The sequence below is a fragment of the Sphingobium sp. BS19 genome (assembly GCF_027925545.1).
Taxonomy (GTDB): domain Bacteria; phylum Pseudomonadota; class Alphaproteobacteria; order Sphingomonadales; family Sphingomonadaceae; genus Sphingobium.
Genome location: NZ_BSEF01000014.1, coordinates 80,462 through 100,892 on the forward strand (window position 1 = coordinate 80,462; position 20,431 = coordinate 100,892).

17 protein-coding genes are annotated in these 20,431 nt (G+C 61.9%); 4 read left to right on the plus strand and 13 right to left on the minus strand.

What is annotated here, in order from left to right:
- Positions 1-69: 69 nt before the first annotated feature.
- Positions 70-1,947: a PhoX family phosphatase gene (locus tag QMG56_RS16425; RefSeq protein ID WP_281823379.1), complete on the minus strand. Its 1,878-nt coding sequence runs from the start codon at positions 1,945-1,947 to the stop codon at positions 70-72.
- Positions 1,948-2,305: 358 nt separating this feature from the next.
- Positions 2,306-2,983 carry an OmpA family protein gene (locus QMG56_RS16430; protein ID WP_230186478.1) on the minus strand — a complete coding sequence of 226 codons (678 nt, stop codon included), beginning with the start codon at positions 2,981-2,983 and terminating at the stop codon, positions 2,306-2,308.
- A 150-nt stretch (positions 2,984-3,133) separates the two neighbouring features.
- Here QMG56_RS16430 and QMG56_RS16435 point away from each other — a divergent pair, with 150 nt between their 5' ends.
- On the plus strand, positions 3,134-4,462 hold the full coding sequence (locus QMG56_RS16435) for a hemolysin family protein (RefSeq protein ID WP_281823381.1): 1,329 nt from the start codon (positions 3,134-3,136) through the stop codon (positions 4,460-4,462).
- 158 nt (positions 4,463-4,620) lie between these two features.
- On the opposite strand, the gene QMG56_RS16440 is transcribed toward QMG56_RS16435, so the two are convergent.
- From QMG56_RS16440 to gluQRS, 6 genes are all read right to left on the minus strand, one after another.
- Positions 4,621-5,490: a 3-hydroxyacyl-CoA dehydrogenase NAD-binding domain-containing protein gene (locus QMG56_RS16440; protein ID WP_281823382.1), complete on the minus strand. Its 870-nt coding sequence runs from the start codon at positions 5,488-5,490 to the stop codon at positions 4,621-4,623.
- Between the two features lie 111 nt (positions 5,491-5,601).
- On the minus strand, positions 5,602-6,561 hold the full coding sequence (gene egtD / locus QMG56_RS16445) for an L-histidine N(alpha)-methyltransferase (RefSeq protein WP_281823383.1): 960 nt from the start codon (positions 6,559-6,561) through the stop codon (positions 5,602-5,604).
- A 4-nt stretch (positions 6,562-6,565) separates the two neighbouring features.
- Positions 6,566-7,831, minus strand: a complete 1,266-nt coding sequence (gene egtB, locus QMG56_RS16450; protein WP_281823385.1) for an ergothioneine biosynthesis protein EgtB — start codon at positions 7,829-7,831, stop codon at positions 6,566-6,568.
- Positions 7,832-7,916: 85 nt separating this feature from the next.
- On the minus strand, positions 7,917-8,486 hold the full coding sequence (locus QMG56_RS16455) for a cob(I)yrinic acid a,c-diamide adenosyltransferase (RefSeq protein WP_281823386.1): 570 nt from the start codon (positions 8,484-8,486) through the stop codon (positions 7,917-7,919).
- Between the two features lie 3 nt (positions 8,487-8,489).
- Positions 8,490-8,723, minus strand: a complete 234-nt coding sequence (locus tag QMG56_RS16460; protein WP_230186473.1) for a twin transmembrane helix small protein — start codon at positions 8,721-8,723, stop codon at positions 8,490-8,492.
- A 9-nt stretch (positions 8,724-8,732) separates the two neighbouring features.
- Positions 8,733-9,608 carry a tRNA glutamyl-Q(34) synthetase GluQRS gene (gluQRS, locus tag QMG56_RS16465; protein ID WP_281823428.1) on the minus strand — a complete coding sequence of 292 codons (876 nt, stop codon included), beginning with the start codon at positions 9,606-9,608 and terminating at the stop codon, positions 8,733-8,735.
- Between the two features lie 96 nt (positions 9,609-9,704).
- Here gluQRS and QMG56_RS16470 point away from each other — a divergent pair, with 96 nt between their 5' ends.
- Positions 9,705-10,271: an HNH endonuclease gene (locus tag QMG56_RS16470; protein ID WP_230186472.1), complete on the plus strand. Its 567-nt coding sequence runs from the start codon at positions 9,705-9,707 to the stop codon at positions 10,269-10,271.
- Positions 10,272-10,274: 3 nt separating this feature from the next.
- Here the strand turns inward: QMG56_RS16470 and QMG56_RS16475 are convergent, their stop codons facing one another.
- Complete coding sequence (locus QMG56_RS16475; RefSeq protein WP_375713716.1) at positions 10,275-10,979, minus strand: Crp/Fnr family transcriptional regulator; 705 nt, start codon at positions 10,977-10,979, stop codon at positions 10,275-10,277.
- Positions 10,980-11,213: 234 nt separating this feature from the next.
- Here QMG56_RS16475 and murA point away from each other — a divergent pair, with 234 nt between their 5' ends.
- Both murA and QMG56_RS16485 read left to right on the plus strand, forming a co-directional pair.
- Positions 11,214-12,497 carry a UDP-N-acetylglucosamine 1-carboxyvinyltransferase gene (gene murA, locus QMG56_RS16480; protein ID WP_230186470.1) on the plus strand — a complete coding sequence of 428 codons (1,284 nt, stop codon included), beginning with the start codon at positions 11,214-11,216 and terminating at the stop codon, positions 12,495-12,497.
- Between the two features lie 28 nt (positions 12,498-12,525).
- Entirely contained in the window at positions 12,526-14,034 is a 1,509-nt protein-coding gene (locus QMG56_RS16485) for a PAS domain-containing protein (RefSeq protein WP_281823390.1), read from the plus strand.
- Here QMG56_RS16485 and QMG56_RS16490 read toward each other — a convergent pair.
- The 4 genes from QMG56_RS16490 to QMG56_RS16505 form a co-directional block, all read right to left on the minus strand.
- On the minus strand, positions 13,979-14,422 hold the full coding sequence (locus QMG56_RS16490) for a response regulator (protein ID WP_281823392.1): 444 nt from the start codon (positions 14,420-14,422) through the stop codon (positions 13,979-13,981). The two genes, QMG56_RS16485 and QMG56_RS16490, sit on opposite strands and share 56 nt — an antisense overlap.
- Positions 14,423-14,509: 87 nt before the next feature.
- Complete coding sequence (locus QMG56_RS16495) at positions 14,510-15,769, minus strand: DUF445 domain-containing protein (RefSeq protein ID WP_281823393.1); 1,260 nt, start codon at positions 15,767-15,769, stop codon at positions 14,510-14,512.
- Positions 15,770-15,829: 60 nt separating this feature from the next.
- Positions 15,830-19,057, minus strand: coding sequence for an efflux RND transporter permease subunit (locus QMG56_RS16500; protein WP_281823395.1), 3,228 nt, complete (start codon positions 19,055-19,057; stop codon positions 15,830-15,832).
- 30 nt (positions 19,058-19,087) lie between these two features.
- Positions 19,088-20,287 carry an efflux RND transporter periplasmic adaptor subunit gene (locus tag QMG56_RS16505; RefSeq protein ID WP_230186465.1) on the minus strand — a complete coding sequence of 400 codons (1,200 nt, stop codon included), beginning with the start codon at positions 20,285-20,287 and terminating at the stop codon, positions 19,088-19,090.
- Positions 20,288-20,431 lie beyond the last annotated feature (144 nt).

The following is a 20,431-nucleotide window of genomic DNA, read 5'->3' on the forward strand; positions in this document are numbered from 1 at the left end:
AGGCCATCCCAAAGACAGAAAAGGCCGGGATCGCTCCCGGCCTTTCCGTTCGTCGTATGAAACGCCCGATCAGTTGCCGACCGGCTGCGCGTCCGTGCGGCTCACCACGATGGTGGAAGAGCGCGGCAGCTGCCCCGCCACCGGCCAGTTACCCGTGGGGTGCTGGATGTTGATGAAGAAGTTCTTGAGGTCCGGCGTATAGGCAATGCCGGTGATCTCGCAGCCGACCGGGCCCACCAGGAACCGCTTGGACAGCTTTGACGTCTGGTCGACATGATACATGCTGTTGTTGCCGAACGCGCTTTCCTGCGTCTGCGCCACACCGCCGATAGTCCCTACAGAGCCAGTCAGATTGTGATCGGTCTGCACCCACAGGCGGCCCTGCGGGTCGATACGCAGGCCGTCGGGGCTGGAGAAGATATCGCCGTTGATGTTGCCCTTCAGATTATCCTCGGCAAGCGCGGGGTTACCGGCGAGCAGGAACACTTCCCAGGTGAAGCCTGTGGCGAGCGGCGAATCGTCGGTCTCCCGGAACTTCAGGATATGGCCGCACAGGTTGGCCGTCCGCGGGTTCGGCGCGTCGACGTTGCGACGGCCGCTATTGTTGGTCAGCGTGACGTAGATCGCCTGCTTGTTCGGGGCTACCGTGATCCACTCCGGACGGTCCATCTGCGTACCGCCAGCGACGCGGGCGGCCGAGGCGGTGTTGACGAGCACATCGGCCTGATTGTTGAAGTTGACAGTCGCCGGGGTCGGCGCCGTGGCACTGTTGGGAACGTTGAGCGGATCGGAGGCACCGGGGACGAGGCCATTCTGGCCCTGTACCAGAGCGCGCCACTCGCCTGTGCCGTTTGCGTTGAAACGCGCGACGTACAGAGTGCCGTTGTCCAGCAGATCGGTATTCGCGGCGCGGTTCTGCGGGTTATAGGCCCGGTCGGGGACGAACTTGTAGATGCAGCCAGGCGTAGAGTCGTCACCCATGTAGAAAGCGACGCGGTTGGCGTTATCGGTCAGGAACGCCACGTTTTCGTGACTGAACCGGCCCATCGCGGTGCGCTTGGTGGCCGGTGCCAGTTCCAGCAGCGGATCGATCTCGCATACCCAGCCATAGCTCGTCGCGGGCTGTGCGGGGTCGATGTAGTTGTTCGTCGTTTCCTCGCAGGTGAGGTAGGTATCCCAAGGCGTGCGGCCCGACGCGCAGTTGTTCAACGTGCCCTTGATCGTGCCGGGCAGGACACCGGCGGCGGGGCCCGAAACGCGGAAGTTGGTGTTGCCGCTGTACCGTTTGTTGTAGCGCGAACCGGCCTTGACCGCGAACTTGCCGTCCGTACCCTTCGCGACTTCGACCACGGCGACACCGACTGCGGACAGGACGATGGCCTTCTCATCCGCTGTGCCGCTGCCGACCGTGAAGGCACCGGGGAACAGGATGTTGAGGTCGGGATATTCGAAGTTGATCGCCAGCAGACCGCCGGTGTTCGGATCGACGCCCGTCAGCGGGAAATATTCCATGCCGTCATGGTTGCCGCCAGCCCAGGCGTTGGTCTGGGTCGCGCTGGACGGGAAGCTGCCCGGCGCATAGGCCGTGCCCGCTTCAACCAGATCGCCAGCCTTCAGCATAACGTCCACGGTGTAGCCGGTAGGCACGCTGACCATGTCGTTGCGGTTGAGGGCGACCGAGCCAAAGCCAATCGCATAGCTGGGTGCGGGCGGCGGCGGCGGGGGCGGCGGCGTGGGGGTTGGCGTAGGAGTGACGTCATCGTCGTCGTCGCAGGCGGCAAGCGCACCCAGCGCCGGCAGCATGGTGAGGCCGAACAGGCTGTTCTTCAAAATCGAACGGCGCGATGGATTGGCCGCAACGATCGCTTCCAGGCTATTGTCGCCCGCTTCGATCGCAAGATGGGTGTCACGGAACGGCGCACGCGCCGCGTCGGTCAGATGAGACATTGGTTTTTCCCCATGTTTGTCCGTCTTGCGAAGACGGGGCGGCAAGACGCCGCGATTGCGCGGGGAGACCTATTGCAGCAATCCATGACGTGCAGATGGCTGCACCGTGAAAAGGGGATGACGCTTATGTTGCGTTCATGTGTCGCGTGGTTTTTGGGCAGCTAATGGGGGCATTCAGCCATGCATCGCCCTATCGCAGATGCGGATACAGCCCATATAAAACGCCCATTTTCTTGTGTCATTTCCAGCAGTTCGCATAATGACGAAGGGCGGAAGAGCGTAAAAGGGCTTCAGAACACGTCATTGGAGCAGGTCGACCGATGCTATCGGATACCGACCTGCTCCAGACTTTTTACGATTAGCGCATGTCGCCTTCGGTTACCGGGACGATCTTGATTTCGACGCGGCGGTTGGCGGCCTTGCCTTCTTCGGTTGCGTTGGACGCGATGGGCTGGGTTTCGCCATAGCCGCGCGTCGCGATGCGCGCAGACTGCACGCCCTTGCTGTTCAGATAATTCGCCACCGAAGTCGCGCGGCGCTCTGACAGAGTCTGGTTATACGCATCCGATCCATCGCTGTCCGTATGACCATATACGTCGATATAGGTCTTGGGATATTGCGCCAGCACTGCTGCGACATCGTTCAGCGTCGGCTGAAACTGCGGCTGCACTGCCGCGTCGTTATAGGCGAAGGTGATGCCAGAGGGCATACGCAGCAACAGGTTGTCGCCATCGCGGATCACGTCCACGCCCGACCCTGCGGTTTGTTCGCGCAGCTTGCGTTCCTGTGCGTCCATGTAGGCGCCGATACCCGCGCCCGCGAGCCCGCCAATGCCTGCGCCCACGATCTTTTCCGTGCGGTCGCGGCGTCCGCCGACCAGATCGCCCAGCAGATAGCCGCCCAACGCGCCGCCGATGCCGCCGATGGCTGCCTTCGAAATGGTGCGCTGGCCCGTGTTCGGATCGGTCGTGCACGCCGCCGTGAGCATCATCGCGCCCAGACCGGCGGTGCCAAGAATTTTCTGTGCAATTTTCATAGTAAAATGTCCCTCTCTAAGCGTGTCCAACGCGCCTTGGTGCGGCGATAAACAGCCTGTACCGGCCTTTGTTCCACAAGCGAACTGAACGGGGGATGAGGTAGCTGTTGTGAAACCGACAGAATAGCGGCATTAGGGTAATCGACCACCATGGCCGATCTCCCAACCACGCTCCCACCGCTGACGCCCTTTCCCTGGGCAGACGTCGTCATCATCCTGGCGCTCATCGCCCTGAATGGCGTATTCGCCATGTCGGAACTGGCCATCGTGTCGGCGCGCAAGGCACGGTTGCAGGGGCTTGAGAAGAGCGGAAACAAAGGCGCGACCGTTGCCTTGATGCTATCGGCGGACCCCGGCAAATTTCTTTCGACGGTTCAGATCGGCATTACGCTGATCGGCATTCTGGCGGGTGCCTATTCGGGAGCGAGCCTGGGTGGCCCGGTGGGTTCGCGCATTGCGCGGCTGGGGCTGGGCATCGATCCGGACACGGCGCAGTCGGTCGGGTTCGCCCTCGTGATCGGCATCACCACTTATGCGTCGCTGATCGTCGGCGAACTGGTGCCCAAGCAATTCGCGTTGCGCGCGCCCGAACCCATTGCCGTCATCATGGCGCGCCCGATGCTGTGGCTGTCGAAAGTCACTGCGCCGGTCGTCTGGCTGCTGGATGGCAGCAGCGCGCTGATCTTCAGGATATTGGGCATGAAGCGCGAATCCGAAAGCCATGTGACGGCGGAGGAACTGCACCTGATCGTCGCCGAAGCCAGCAAGTCGGGCGTGATCGAGGAAAGCGAGCGCGCAATCATTTCGGGCGTCGTGCGTCTGGCCGACCGCCCGGTGCGCGAAGTCATGACGCAGCGGATGGAGGTCGACTGGATCGACGTAAATGCGGACGGCGATGCGATTCGCGCGCGGTTGCTGGAAACGCCGCGCACTCGCCTGCCCGTGGGGCAAGGATCGGTCGAGGACATCGTCGGCATCGTCCAGGCGCGCGACATCATGTCCGCGCTGTTCCGCGGCGAAATGCTCGATCTGCGCGCGCTGATGCGCCGCGCCGAAGTGGTGCCGGATCAGGTGGATGCGATGGACGCGCTGGAAGTGCTGCGCCGCGCCGATGTGCCGATGGTCATGGTGCATGACGAATATGGGCATTTCGAAGGTATTTTGACGCCCGCCGATCTGCTGTCCGCGATTGCCGGAGAGTTCGCATCCGACCGAGATCTGTATGACGAACCCGATGTCGTCGAGCGGGAGGATGGCAGCTTGCTGGTCTCGGGGCAAATGCCCGTGGACCTGCTGGCCGACCGGATCGGCATCGAACTGTCGGAGGATCGCGATTACGCCACCGTCGCGGGTCATGCGCTGTGGGTGCTCAAGCATCTGCCCGAAGTGGGCGAGCATTTCGACGATCAGGGATGGCGGTTCGAGATCGTCGACATGGACGGGCGCAAGATCGACAAGCTGCTGGTTGCGCGGCGGTAGAAGCATAAGGGGGGCGCCGGACACCGGTGCAGTGACATTACCCTCATCCGTTCGTCCCGAGCGAAGTCGAGGGACACATGGCGCGCGCTAGGCGCGAGGTGTCTCGACTACGCTCGACACGAACGGGATTTATAAGAGCCTCTTAAAGTCGTCGCCCCTCAGATCGTCGGAACAGGTTCCGCACCCGAATAATCATAGAAGCCCCGGCCCGTCTTGCGGCCATACCAGCCCGCTTCGACATATTTGACGAGGATCGGTGCGGGACGATATTTGGGATCGCCAAAGTCGTTCTGCAGGACGCGCAACACTTCGAGCAGCGTGTCCAGCCCGATCATGTCCGCAAGGGTGAGCGGACCCATGGGATGACCCGCGCCCAGTTTCAGGCCCATGTCGATGTCCTTCACCGATCCGACGCCTTCGCCAAGCGCGAAGAACGCTTCGTTGAGCATGGGAACGAGGATGCGGTTGACGACGAAACAGGGGCTGTCCTTCACGATCACCGACTGCTTGCCGACTTTCGTGGCGAAGTCGCTTGCGACCTTGACCGTCTGCTCGCTGGTGGCCAGCCCGTGAATGACTTCGACAAGGCCCATCAGCGGGACAGGGTTGAAGAAATGGATGCCGACGAAACGGCTGGGATCGGAGGATGCCTGCGCCAGCCGCGTGATCGAAATGGAGGACGTGTTCGTCGCCAGCACCGCGTCGGGGGCGAGCACTTCGGCGGCCTTGGCGAAAATGACGCGCTTGATCTCTTCACGCTCGGTCGCCGCTTCGATGATGAGACCAGCAGCATGCATGCTGGAATAGTCGCCGACGGGCATGATCCGCGCGATTGCAGCGTCCGCCGCATCGGCCGTCAGCTTTTCCTTTTCGACCAGCCGCTTGAGCTGCTTGACGATACCATCCTTGCCCGCCTGAGCACGCGCGACGTCCACATCGGCCAGAAACACGTCATAGCCTGCCTGCGCTGAAACCTGCGCAATGCCTGCGCCCATTTGCCCCGCGCCGATGATACCCACAGCCTGCATTGTCATTCCCTCTCGATATTATGCCGTTCCGCCATCTACCCGGACAGGCAGGCGGAGGCTATGGCAAAAATCAGAGGGGACGCGCAACGCGCGGCACAATAGGGTCGCGCATTACGCTGCCGTAGCCAGCATCAGCGCAAACTGATCGCCCGCATCGGTCCATTCATGCGTCGGCAGCCAGCCGCCGGCACGCAGCAGCAGGCGGGCATCGCGGGGGCCATATTTGTGGCTGTTCTCGGTGTGGATGCTTTCGCCCTCCTCCAGCGCAAACACGACGCCATCGACCGTGAATGCCGTGCTGCGCGTCGCGACCAGATGCATTTCGATCCGGGCCGCTGCGTCGTTCCAGATCGCCTTGTGCGCGAAGGCATCCATGGGAATGGTGCCATGCAGTTCGCGGTTGATTCGGGTCAGCAGATTGAGGTTGAAGGCCGCCGTAACGCCCTGCGCATCGTCATAGGCGCGAACCAGCACGGCTTCGTCCTTCACCCGGTCCATGCCGATCAGCAGCATCGCGCCGTCGCCCAGCGATGCCCGCATGGCGCGGAGCAGATCGACCGCTTCATAAGGCGTCATGTTGCCGATGGTCGATCCGGGGAAGAAGCCGAGTTTCGGCATGCCCCGCACCGCATCGGGCAGCGTTACCGCATCGGTAAAGTCCGCCTCGACCGGCAGCACCGGAAGATCGGGGAATTGCCCCGCCAGCACGATGCTGCTTTCGCGCAGAAAATCGCCGCTGATATCCACTGGCACATAAGCGCCTGGCGCAATGGCGGACAGCAGATGCGGCGTCTTGATGGCGCTGCCTGCGCCAAATTCGATGACTGCCCGTCCCGCGCCTGTCAGCGCGCCCACTTCCCGGCCATGCGCTGCCAGCAACGCCGTTTCGGTGCGGGTGGGATAATATTCGGGCAGATCGGTGATGGCTTCGAACAATTCCGACCCGCGATGGTCGTAGAACCAGCGTGCGGAGGTGCGTTTGGGGCTTTGGCGCAGGCCGTCGATGATATCCCGGCGAAAGGCGGGGTCGACAGTGGTGGTCGGGGCGTCCCGGTCGAGCGTCAGCAGCATCGTTCTAAATATCCTTTGCGAGACGCAGACCGGTGAACTGCCAGCGCTGATGCGGGTAAAAGAAATTGCGGTAGGATGGGCGCATATGGCCGCGGGGCGTGGCGCAACTGCCGCCCTTCAGGATGAACTGGCCCGACATGAACTTGCCATTATACTCGCCCACGGCCCCTTCCGCTGCGCGGAAACCGGGATAGGGGCGATAGGCACTGCCGGTCCATTCCCACACATCGCCGAACATCTGCGCCAGCCCATCGGCCTGCTCGCAGGCACGGGGACGGGGGCAGCGGGCTTCGTCGAGCTGATTGCCACCATCGGGATCGAAACCTTGCGCCGCACTTTCCCATTCCGCTTCGGTCGGCAAACGCGCGCCTGCCCAACTGGCATAGGCGTCGGCTTCGTACAGGCTGATATGCGCGACCGGCGCAGCAGGATTGACCGGGCGGCGACCGTCATGGCCAAAGCGCGTCCAGCCCTGTGCGTCCTTGCGCCAATAGAGCGGCGCCACGATGCCTTCACGCTGTACCCATGCCCATCCGTCGGACAGCCAGTGGCGCGCATCGGCATATCCGCCATCGGCAATGAATTCCATCCACTCGCCATTGGTGACGGTGCGATGGGCCAGCGCGTGCGGGGTTAGCAGCGTATCGTGCGCCGGCCCTTCGCAATCGAAGGCAAAACTATCGTCGGCATGGCCGATCGTCACGACCCCCCGCCGCCCTTCGATCCACTGGATCGGCCGGGGCATCGGCGCCGGCAGAGCGCTCGGCGCATCCCACATGGCAGGTTCGATAGGGTTCTGGGCAAACAGATGGAGGATATCGGTAAGGAGCAATTCCTGATGCTGCTGCTCATGATGCAGGCCGAGCGTCACCAATGCCGTCATGTCAGGCGATAGCTTTGGCAATGCTTGGACAAGCGCTGCGTCGACATGCCGACGATAGCTGAATATCTCCGCCAACGAAGGGCGCGTCAGCAATCCGCGATGGGGCCGCGCGTGCCGCGCACCTTCTGCTTCATAATAGCTGTTGAACAGATAGGAGAATTTCGGATCGTACGCGACATAGCCCGGCACATGATCGCGCAGCACGAACGTCTCGAAGAACCACGTGATATGCGCCAGGTGCCATTTTGCCGGAGAGGCATCGTCCATCGACTGCCCGGTGGCGTCGGCATCGGAAAGAGGGTGGACCAGCGCTTCGCTCAGCGCACGGACCGAGGCAAAATGGCTGGCCGGATCGGACCGATGCTGTTTCTGAAATTCGATGGTCACTGCCAACTCTCCCGACGCGGTTGACCGCTCTTCCGGTTATGAAGCGCACGAAATCGAAATTATGTCCCGCCTTTGACGATATTTATCAGCGCGAAGCGCCGGGCACCCACTTCACATCGGCGGCACCATTATCATTTACCCGCCGCGCGAGCACGAACAAATAGTCGGAAAGCCGATTGATATACGCAAGCGCCTGCGGGTTAAGCGACACGCTCTGCGCCGCCAGCGTAGCACTGCGTTCCGCGCGGCGCACGATGGCGCGCGCCAGATGCACGGCGGCTGCGGCATTCGATCCGCCGGGCAGGATGAAGCTGTTGAGCGGGGATAGACTCTCGTTCATCGCGTCGATTTCCGCTTCCAACCGGGCGACCTGCGTCGCAATGATGCGCAGGGCCATGGGGCTGGGTGTAAAATCTTCGCCGGGCGTCGCCAGATCGGCGCCCAGATCGAACAGATCGTTCTGGATCACGCGCAGCGCAGTGGCTTCCGCCGTGTCACCCAATGCTACGACGGCCACGCCGATGGCGCTGTTCGCTTCGTCGACATCGCCAATCGCCGCCATGCGCGGATCATGCTTGGCAACGCGCGATCCATCGACAAGGCCGGTGGTCCCCGCATCGCCGGTGCGGGTGTAGATGCGATTGAGCTTTACCACGCGCTATTGCTTGCCGTTCAGCAACATCAACAATGCCACCAGCAGCACTGCCACTGCCTGAAAACCGATACGCGCGAACATCGCCTTGTTCTGTTTCAGGCTCGACGCGCTGGGACCGACCTGATCCGATTTCAATTCCGCCTCCGTCGTCTTCAGGAAGGCGACGACACCGCGCACCAGCATGAAAACCGTCATGAAGGCTGCAGCGATGATGAGGATGACGAGAAATGTGTTCATGGGTCTAATCTAGGTATTCTGCAGCGAAATTCCAGCCGGAAACACCCCGGCGCGCAAATCGTCGCGCAAGCGGGAAGGATCGACGCCACTTGCACGCAATTCCGCCAGTTGGATGCCGCCGGTGCGCTTGGCCAGACGCTTGCCGTCCGGCCCCACCAGCAGGCCATGATGGCGATAGACCGGCGTCGGCAGATCGAGCAGCGCCTGCAACAGCCGGTGGATGTCCGCCGCTGCAAGCAAGTCGCGCCCGCGCAGCACCAGCGTGACGCCCATCGCCGCATCGTCCAGCGTGGCGGCCAGATGGTAGCTGGTCGGCGCATCCTTGCGCGCCAGCACGACGTCGCCCGCCGCCAAAGGATCGGCGGGGATCGGGCCGCGATCGGCATCCTCCCATGTCAGCGGCCCGGCCATCGCCACCGCGCGCGCCATGTCGATCCGCCAGGCATGGGGTTCGCGTGCGATCCGGTCGGCCCGCACATCGTCGGGCACATGGCGACAGGTGCCGGGATAGATTGCCCCTTCCGGTCCGTGCGGCGCCGACGCACTCGCGGCGATATCCGCGCGCGTGCAGAAACAGGGATAGGCAAGGCCCATCGCTTTCAGCCGGTCCAGCGCTGCCGCATACGCTGCCAGTCGCTGGGACTGGAACACGACCGGCCCGTCCCAGCCAAGGCCCAACCATGCAAGATCCTCCATGATCCCTGCCACATGCTCGGGCCGACTGCGCGCGCCGTCGATATCCTCGATCCGCAAGTGGAACCTGCCCCCGGACCCTCCCGCCAGATCATGCGCCATCAGCGCCGACCAGCCATGCCCCACATGCAACCGCCCGGTGGGGCTCGGCGCAAAGCGCGTAACGATATGCTGTGGCAAGTGCGGCGGCATCATACAGACTCTTGACGGGCGATGGTGGTAATGCTGTCATGCGCATGTCACGTTTATCGGCGATCAGCGCGACAGATAGGGGGTAGAGGCTTTTCTATGTACCATCCCGACCTGATACGGCATCCGGAAAATTGCCCGGCGCTGGTTCTCAATGCGGACTACACCCCGCTCAGCTATTATCCTTTGAGCCTGTGGCCTTGGCAGACCGCAATCAAGGCGGTGTTTCTGGACCGGGTGGACATCGTCGCGACCTATGAACGCGAAGTGCATTCCCCCAGTTTCCAGATGAAGATTCCTTCGGTCATCGCGCTCAAACAATATGTGCGACCGTCCGAACACCCCGCCTTCACCCGGTTCAACCTGTTCCTGCGCGACAAGTTTGCCTGCCAATATTGCGGATCGCTGCACGACCTGACGTTCGACCATGTCATCCCGCGCCGCGCAGGCGGGCGAACGACGTGGGAGAATGTCGCGACGGCGTGCTCGCCGTGCAACTTGCGCAAGGGCGGGCGCACCCCGCGCGAGGCCGGGATGCGCCTGCATATTCAGCCGATCCGGCCGACGACCTGGCAATTGCAGGAACATGGCCGCGCCTTCCCGCCCGGCTATCTGCACGAAAGCTGGCACGACTGGCTCTATTGGGACATCGAACTGCTGGCCTAAGCGTCAGGCAGAGGGCAGCCAGTCGAGATTGAGGTCGCTGTAGCGGTCCGTATAATGGCCAATCTCGGTCAGTTTCTTCTCGTCCAATATGGTATACAGCCCATCCGATCGAGCGATCAGACCTTCAGTCTCCATTTGCCGGACCATGCGGTTTACATGAACCGAGGTCAGGCCCACCGCGTCCCCGATTTCTTCCTGCGTCAGCTTGAGGTCGAACGTGTCCGTAACGTCGTCATTCATCACCCGCAGGCGATGGACGATATCCAGCAGGAACGCAGCAACCCGCGCTTTGGCCGACGTGCGCCCCAGCGACGCAAGGCGGTCGGTCAGTGCCACTCGCTCCGTCTGCGACAGCACGAACATCAATGCAGCGACGCGCGGATATTCCTCAAGCAACACACGAAGGCCCGCCTTGTCGAAGGGACACAGAACGGAATCGGCCAGTGCGACCAGCGACTCCGGTGCCTTGCTGTAAATCGTGCTGGCCGATCCGATGAAATCGCCGGGAAAATACACGCGCAATATCTGGCGGCTGCCGTCGGGCAGGATGATATAGCTCATCACACGACCGTGGCGCAGCACGAACAGCTCGTTCACCGGCTCATTCGTGCGCTGGATTATGACGCCGCGCTTAACCTTGCGCTGCGATTCCTCAAGACGCGCAAGGGCGCGCCGCTCCGCTTCGTTCAGCGGAATGTGCTTTTCCAATCTTTCTGCGAAACAACTGCCTGTCACGCGCTCACCTTTTTACCAATTGTTACGACGTCAGAACGCCCGGATTGGCTTTTGGCTGCATTTCCTGGCGCTGCATCAACATGGATTAATCGGCGTTTCGCAATTCATGATTTATCGTCAAATAGTTGCGCGCCGCGCGGCATTCGAATTTTTTTGCGAGGGGTGGATGCCTTGCATGGCCCGCAATAGGGCTTATGAAGCGGGATAATGGACCAAATTCACATTCGCGGCGGTGCCCGTCTTAACGGCCGTCTTCCCATCTCCGGCGCCAAGAATGCAGCGCTGACTTTGCTGCCTTGCGCGCTGCTTACCGATGAACCGGTGACGCTGCGCAATCTGCCGCGCCTCGCCGATGTCGACAGCTTCGGCCATCTGCTTAATCAGCTTGGCGTCTCGACCATGATCGAAGGCGCACGGCCCGAAGATTTCGGCCGTGTGATGACGCTGCGCGCGGGTCGGGTCACGTCGACCGAAGCACCCTACGATATCGTGCGCAAGATGCGCGCGTCGATACTCGTGCTGGGGCCATTGCTGGCACGTGCAGGCGAAGCGACCGTGTCGTTGCCCGGCGGCTGCGCCATCGGCAACCGGCCCATCGACTTGCACCTGAAAGCGCTGGAGGCCTTTGGCGCGATTATCGAAATCGCGGCAGGCTATGTGCGTGCCAGCGCGCCGGACGGTGGACTTCCCGGCGGCACGTTCAGCTTCCCCGTAGTCTCGGTGGGCGCAACAGAGAACGCGCTGATGGCGGCGGTGCTGGCGAACGGCACTTGCATCCTGGAAAATGCCGCGCGGGAACCGGAAATCGTCGATCTGTGCCGCTTGCTCGTCGCCATGGGTGCAGAGATCGAAGGAATCGGCGGCGGTACGCTGACCGTGCACGGTAAAAAGCGCCTGCATGGCGCGACCTACAGTGTCATGCCCGACCGTATCGAGGCTGGCAGCTATGCCTGCGCGGCCGCGATCACGGGCGGCAGCCTCGACCTGATCGGCGCGAATCCGGGGGATATGCACGCCATTCTGGCGGCGATGCGTGAAGCGGGCGTACATATCGAGGAACTCAAGGACGGTATCCGCGTTGTGTCGGATGGAAAATTGAGGCCTCTGACGATTTCTACCGCTCCCTTCCCCGCCTTTCCGACGGACATGCAGGCGCAATTCATGGCCATGCTCACGCTGGCCAATGGCGCAAGCGTGCTGACCGAAACGATCTTCGAAAATCGGTATATGCATGTGCCGGAGCTGGCACGCATGGGCGCGGACATCAGCGTCAACGGTCGCACCGCAATTGTCCGCGGCGTCAGCCAACTGACCGGCGCACCCGTGATGGCGACCGATCTGCGCGCGTCGATGAGCCTTATTCTGGCGGGCCTCGCTGCAGAGGGCGAAACGCTCGTCAGCCGCGTCTATCATCTGGACCGCGGCTATGAGCGTCTGGAAGAGAAACTATCGGCTGTGGGAGCAGACATCGAACGCATAAGCGATGGCTGAGACGCCCGCGCTGATACCTTCAGGCAAGATGACCGAGACCGATCGTCTGGCGCTGTTACGCCAGTACGACCTCGGCGCCGAGGGGTTCGATGAACTGGATGAAATAACCGCTTTCGCCAGCGCGCTGTGCCATACGCCGACGGCTGTCGTCAGCATCGTCGAGGATACACGCCAGCGTTTCATCGCGCGCACCGGAATAGATGCGAGCGAGACGCCACGCGAACTGTCGTTCTGCGTACACGCGATGCGTGGAGAGGGGCTGTTCACGGTGCCCGACGCGACGCTGGACCCGCGTTTTTCGGACAATATGCTGGTTACGCAATCCCCATATATCCGCTTCTACACCGGCGCGCCCTTGCTGTCGGCGGAGGGTGTGCCTCTGGGAGCATTGTGCGTCATAGATTACACGCCCCGCGAAGGCCTCACTCCATTGCAGGCGCAGGGCCTGTCGCTGCTGGCCCGTCAGGTCACGGCATTCCTTGAGGCCCGTCGCAAGGACGGTGCTTTTCGGAAAGAAGCAGCCGACCGCGCCCGCGCGCTGGAGGACAGTCAGGGCCGGTTTCGCACGCTGGCCGATGCGATGCCGCAAATGGTGTGGTCCACCCTGCCCGACGGCTATCACGATTATTACAATGCCCGTTGGTATGAATTTACCGGCATGCCGGAGGGATCGACTGACGGAGAGGAATGGAACGGCATGTTCCATCCTGACGATCGGGAAAAAGCCTGGCAGCTATGGAGCCATTCCCTGGCCACCGGGGCGCCATATGAGATCGAATATCGCCTGCGTCATCATAGCGGTCAGTATCGCTGGACGCTCGGTCGCGCTTTACCGATCCGGGATGTCAACGGGACGATAACCAGATGGTTTGGGACGTGCACGGACATTCATGAGCGCAAAATGGAGATGGAAGAGCGCGAAGTCATCACGCACGAGTTGTCCCATCGCATCAAGAACATCTTTTCCGTGATCGCGGGGCTGATCAATCTTTCCGCCCGCGAGCATCCGGAAATGGCGGATATCGCAGGCGAGCTGCGCGATCGCGTAATAGCGCTGGGCCGCGCGCATGATTTCGTCCGTCCGCACAGTTCTGCATCAGCATCGGAAATGGGCCAGACCAGCCTGTTTGGCGTGATATTGCAGCTTTTGGCGCCCTATCAGTCGGATCGGCAATCGCGCGTCACGCTGTCCGGTGAGGATCAGGTGGTCGATGACCGTTCGGCCACGCCTCTTGCGCTTCTGTTTCACGAACTGGCAACCAACGCCGCCAAATATGGCGCCTTGTCCACTGCCGAGGGCCATATCGACCTTCATGTTTCACGGGACGGCGCCGATTGCGTTCTGCTTTGGCGCGAACATGGCGGGCCAGTCGTCCGGGCACCGGAAAAAGCTGGCTTTGGCACGCGCCTGATATCCTTGAGCGTCGAGCGACAGCTTGGCGGAAAGATCGTGCGGGAATGGTTACCAAATGGTCTGGCTGTTACTCTGCATATTCCGAGCCGCGCAATGAGCCGGGTCTGGGCAGAAACGGCGTAAATCCGGCAATCGACTGATATTCGAACTGCTCGGCGTCATTATCGGCTCTGGCAAAGGCCAATACCGCTTTTACCGTCTCACTACGAAATGGCTTGGTAATGACACCCAGGGCCGCGTCGGCGGCATCGCCAATCTGCGCAGGATTCGCAGTGACGTAGATGACACGGATGCCGAACTCTTTGGCCAATATTCTGCCGATTTCGGGACCGGTGGGGCCATCGCGCAAGTTGAGATCTACAAGCGCTATATCGCAAAGTGCGGCGGATTCGATCGCTGCGGCCCTGTCAGCCGCGATGGCACCCACGGATAGCCCGGCTTCGGCCACTATCTCTTCGATTCCCAGAGCAACGAATATTTCGTCCTCAACGATCAGAACACGCATTGTCATTTCATATTGCCAGTTTGAGCAACGAAAATGCCCAATTGCACCAACAGTTCCATACCGGGCGTAATTTTTAGCATGGGCTGTACATCATTATAGCAATGTATCCACCGCATGGAGTGCAAGGCCCACCAGTCCGCCGACCAGAGTGCCGTTGATACGGATATATTGAAGGTCGCGTCCCACGGCGTTTTCGAGGCGACTGGTAACGGTAATGGCATCCCATCCCCGCACCGTTTCGCTCACCAGCTTGACGATATTGTCGCCATAGGCCGCTGTCGCGCCGACCGCCGTGCGGCGTGCGAAGCGATTGAGCACGGCGCGCAATTGCACATCGTCCTGCAACGTGCCGCCCAGTTGACGCAGCGCTTCCCCGAAACGTCCGGCCATCGCGCCGGAAGGATCGCGCGCAGCGCGGAGCAAACCTGCGCGGCCCTGTTCCCACAATCCACCGATCCACCGTTGCATTGCCGGGTTCTCGACGATCTCGTCCCGAATCTTGGCCACGCGCGCTTGCATGTCGGGATCGAACTGCAGATCGAAGGCCAGCTTCTGCAATCCCTCCTCCGCCTTCGCCCGCAAGGGATGTCCGGGGTCTTCGGCCATGTCGTCGAGCAGCTTCTGCAAACCGCTGATGATCGCATTGGCGACATTCTCGTCCAGACCCGTCCAGCGCAAAACCTTGCCCGCCCGCGCATGCACCATTTCGCGGATGAGATGGTCGTTCGCTTCGAGCGTACGTCCCGCCCAGCGCACGATGCCGTCCAGCACCGGGGCGTGTCGACCGTCCCGCATGGCGGCTTCCAGCGCTTGCCCCACCAGCGGCCCGATATTGAGCGCGCGCAGGCGCTGGGCGATGGCCCCTTTGACCATCCCGCCAAGACGTTCCTCATCCAGCGCTTCCAGCAGGTTGGCGGCGAGGCGGGACGCGCCCTGGCGCAATCGTCCGTCGCCGGCGGCAGGCTGGCTGAGAAAGCGGCCCGCTGCCGACGCCACGTCGACGCGCCGCATCCGGCGCGCCACGACAGCGGAGGTAAGGAAATTGTCGCGCAGAAAGGCGGCAAGCGTATCGCCGATGCGGTCCTTGTTGCGGGGAATGATCGCAGTGTGCGGTATCGGCAGGCCGAGCGGATGGCGGAACAGCGCGGTGACAGCGAACCAGTCGGCCAATCCGCCCACCATCGCCGCTTCGGCAAAGGCCTGCACATAGCCGATGGCGGGGTGCACATGAGCGAAGCTGCGCGAGATGGCGAAGGTCAGCGCCATGACGATGAGGACGCCGGTGGCGATGGTCCGCATACGCCGCGCGCCATTGACGGGAACCGGCGCGGGATCGAAGCGAAACAGTTTCATGTTCCGCTCAACGATCCGCGCGCCGTTTCGTTCAGGCAACAACAGCCCGAAATATCCGGTTCATTCGGCAGGCTGCGCCGCTTCGCCATGTGGATGCGCGCCATCCTGTTCGACATCGTCGCCTTTGCGGTAGGTCAGCAGGCCGCGCGTCAGGCGGGGACCGAGCCAACTTTCGACGCCGATGGCCAGGCTGAAGGTCGCAGGGACGATCACCAAAGTCAGCACGGTCGAAAGGATCAACCCGCCGATAACGGTAATGCCCATCGGCTGACGCCATGCGCCGTCCCCGGTTAGCGACAGGGCAGTCGGCACCATGCCGGCGACCATCGCCACGGTCGTCATCACGATGGGCTGCGCGCGCTTGTGCCCTGCATCGATGATCGCCTCATGCTTCGGCACGCCCTTGTAGATTTCCTCCAGCGCGAAATCGACGACAAGGATCGAGTTCTTCGCCACGATGCCCAGCAGCATCAGCAATCCGATGAACACCGGCATCGAAACTGGCTGGCCGGCGATGTGCAGCGCGATGAGGCCGCCCAATGGCGCCAGCAATAGCGACCCCATGTTCACGAACGGCGGCATGATCCGCTTGTAGAGCAACACCAGCACCGCGAAGACCAGCAAGACACCGGACAGCACGGCAATAACGAAATTCTGGATCATTTCGGCCTGCCACTTGGCATCGCCGACGTTCAGCTTCTGAACGCCCTGCGGCAGGTTCTTCATCGTGGGCAGGGCATTGATTAATTTCGAGGCATCGCTGGTCACGACGCCGGGCGCATAATCGGCACCCACGACGATACGGCGAATCTGGTTATAGCGACGGATTTGCGTCGGCCCGGCCCCGAATTCGATATCGGCGACGACCTTGAGCGGAACCGATCCGCCGTTTGCCGTCGGCACGGGCAGATTCTCGATCGTCGACAGATCCTTGCGCGATCCTTCCTGCAGCGACACCCGGATCGGCACCTGCCGGTCGCTCAGCGAGAATTTGGCGCTGTTCTGATCGATATCGCCCAGTGTGGCGATGCGGATCGTCTGGCTGAGGGCAGCCGTCGTGACGCCCATGCTGGCGGCGAGGTCCATGCGGGGTTTGATGATGATTTCAGGCCGCTGCATGTCGCCTTGCACCCGCGGATCGCGCAGTTGCTTCAGCCCGGCCATTTCCTTGACCAGTTGATTGGCGGTCTTTTCGAGCAACTCAGGGTTGTCGCTGCCGAACATCATGATCTGATCGCGACCGAAGCCCCCGCCCGATTGCGACTGGAAATTCACTCGGGCGTCCGCGACCTCACGGAACTTGGGTGCCACCGACCGCTCCCAGTCGACCGAGGACATGGGCCGATCTTTACGCAGCGTCAGGAAAATGTCGGCAGAGGTCGGCTCGATATCGGCAAAGGCCGCATCGACGACCCGGCCATCCCCCGTCACCATTTCCGACACCTGTTGCGCGACCCTGCGGGTCTGTTCCAGCGTGCTGCCCGGCACCATTTCGATCTTGACCTGACTGAAGTCATTATTGGTCGTGGGCTGAAACGCCATCGGCAACGTGGCGAACGCAACGATCGTCAGAACGAACGCCAGCACACCCAAAGCGCCTGTCCACACCCGGTGATCGACGAGCATCGAGCGGACGCGGCGACGCAGCCTGATCCAGGCGCGCGAAAAGCCATTGCGGGCATTGTCGAGCTTATGCTGCCACTTGTCCCAGCCACGCACCCGGTCGGCCGCGCGCTGATCGAGGGACCAGCGCAGAACACTCATATAGCGATCCATCATCCAGCCTTCGCCATGCGTGGCCTCGCCATGCGCCTTGAGGAAATAGGCGGCCACCATGGGCGTGATAAGGCGCGCGACGGCCAGGCTGAGCAGCACGGAAACGACGACGGTCATACCGAACTGAATGAAGAACTGACCCGAAATGCCCGGCATCAGCGCGACGGGAAGGAACACGGCAACGATGGCCATCGTCGTCGCCAGCACCGCAAGGCCGATTTCGTCGGCGGCGTCGATCGATGCCTGATAGGCGGATTTGCCCATGCGCATGTGGCGTACGATGTTTTCGATTTCCACGATGGCGTCATCGACCAGCACACCGGCCACCAGGCTGAGCGCGAGAAGGGAGATGCTGTTGAGCGTGAACCCCATCATGTCCATGAACCAGAAAGCCGGTATCGCAGACAGCGGAATGGCCAGCGCGGAAATCATCGTCGCACGCCAGTCCCGCAGGAACAGGAAGACGATGACGACGGCCAGCAACGCGCCCTCGACCATAGCGGCCATGGCCGATTCATATTGGCCCTTGGTGTAATCGACGCTCGTAAAGAGCTGTTTGAACGTGATTTTCGGATTTTCTTTCGAAAGCTTATCCAGCTCCTTCATCGCTTCGTCGTACACCACGACGTCAGACGAGCCCTTTGCTTTTTCCAGGCTGAAGCTGGTAACCTGACGCCCGTTCATCAGCCCCAGCGAGCGCTGTTCGGCAAACATGTCGCGAACGTCGGCAATGTCCGCCAGCTTGACGGTTTGTCCGCCATTGATCGCGATCTGGGTCTGCCCGAGGGCGTAAGCGTCCTGCGCATTGCCGAGAACGCGCACGGACTGTTCCGCTCCGGCGATTTCGGCGCGTCCCCCGGCGGCGTTCAAATTTACTTGCCGCAATTGCTGGTTCACTTGCGACGCGGTTATCCCATGCGCCTGCATCCGGGCAGGGTCCAGAATCACTCGGATTTCACGACTGACGCCGCCACTGCGCTTGACCGCAGCCATGCCCTGAATGCCCAGCAACCGCTTGGCAACAGTGTTATCGACATACCAGCTCAGCTCTTCGAGCGTCATGTCGGTCGCTTCGGCGCTGAAATAGGCGATTGGGCCGCCGTCGATATCGACGCGGGTGACCTGCGGTTCCAAAATGCCATCGGGCAAATCGCTGCGGACCTGATCGACGGCATTCTTCACATCCGCCACCGCGCGATCGACCGGCGTTCCGATGGCGAACTGCACGAATGTGCTGGAACTGCCTTCGCTGGCGACCGACGTGATTTCATCGACCCCACTGATGGCGCGAACAGCCGCCTCGATCCGCTGGGTCACTTGCGTTTCCAGCTCCGACGGCGCAGCGCCCGGCTGCGTCACGGTGACGTTGACGGCCGGAAAGCTGATGTCCGGATTATTGTTGACGTCCATCCGCATGAAGCTGACGACACCTGCCAGCAGCAGCGCCACGAACAGCACGATGGGCGTGACCGGATTGCGGATGGCCCAGGCCGATATGTTGCGAAAGCTCATGTCTTTGCCTCTGTTCGCGCGGTGCGCGGCTTAACCGGCTGTCTTCTGTGAATCGGTCTTCTGCAGTTCCGGCTTCACCTTTTGACCCGGATTGAGGAACGCGCCTGCCGAAGCGACGATGCGTTCCTTTCCGTTCAACCCACTGGTGACGGCAACCCCGGCGCTCGATACCTGACCGACCGTAACGGCGCGACGCTCGACCTGATTCTTGGCATTGACGATATAGACGTAATTGCCAGCAGGATCGCTTTGCACCGCCGATTCCGGCAGGAGCGGCGCGTCGCCGGTGCTGGTGACGATGCTGACGGCCGCGAAACCGCCCGGACGGATCGCAGGGGTATACGGCACGGCGACACGGGCAATGCCCTGACGGCTCACCGGATCGATCACGGGGGAAACCTGCCACACATGGCCTGCCACGCTTTGCGTTCCGCCGACGGGCGTAACGCTGGCAGGAACGCCAGACCTGACACGCGCCAGATCGGCTTCGCTCAGCATCGCGCGCAATTCCATTTCCCCATTCTTGGCGACACGGAACAGGACACCGCTGCCGGTGCCGACCACCTGCCCCGGCTCGACGGCGCGCGTCAGCACGAGGCCCGATGCCGGCGCCCGTATATCGAGACGTCCGTTGCGCGCGCGCTGTTCGGCGAGCTGCGCCTGCGCGACGCCCACCCGCGCGTTAGAGGCAGCAAGCGTCGCCTCCCGCTGGTCGATATCGGCTTGCGAGATAAATCCGCGGCCCACCAGTTGCCGCGCACGGTCCAGTTGCGCCTTGGCGAGCTTGGCATCGGCCTGCGCTACAGCAATCTGTGCCGCGAGAGACTTGGCCTGTTCGGATTGCACCGAGCGTTCGATGACAGCGAGCGTCTGACCCGCGCGCACCCAGTCGCCCGGTTGCACCAGCACGCGCACCACCTGCCCGCCTTCGCCGACGACACCCACGGGCATGTCGATACGGGCGTTGAGCGAACCGGTTGCCGTCACAGTACGCTGCACCGAGCTTTGGCCTGGGCTGAGCACGGTCACGACCGGCGCGCTGACAGCGGCACCGCCCGCCGAATCGGCGGCACCGTCGCTCTTTTTTCCAAAAGCCAGGGCAGCGGCGATCAATACGACCGCAGCAATCACGATGGCGATAATGATCCGCCGCCGCTTGCGCGCGCGATCTTCGTCGATGCCCATCGGTTCCATGTTCACATCGCTCGCGAACTGTGTCTCGTAATTCATGCCCGTCCACTTTTATGCGCGGTGGCCAAATCCCCAGATCTGGCCCCGACTGCCCGCAGCTGTATTATCTGAATATAGCACCGTTCTCAAGCGAGAAAAGTGCCCCGTCGTTTACGATAGATTATGCAGCGAACCCAGCGCTGA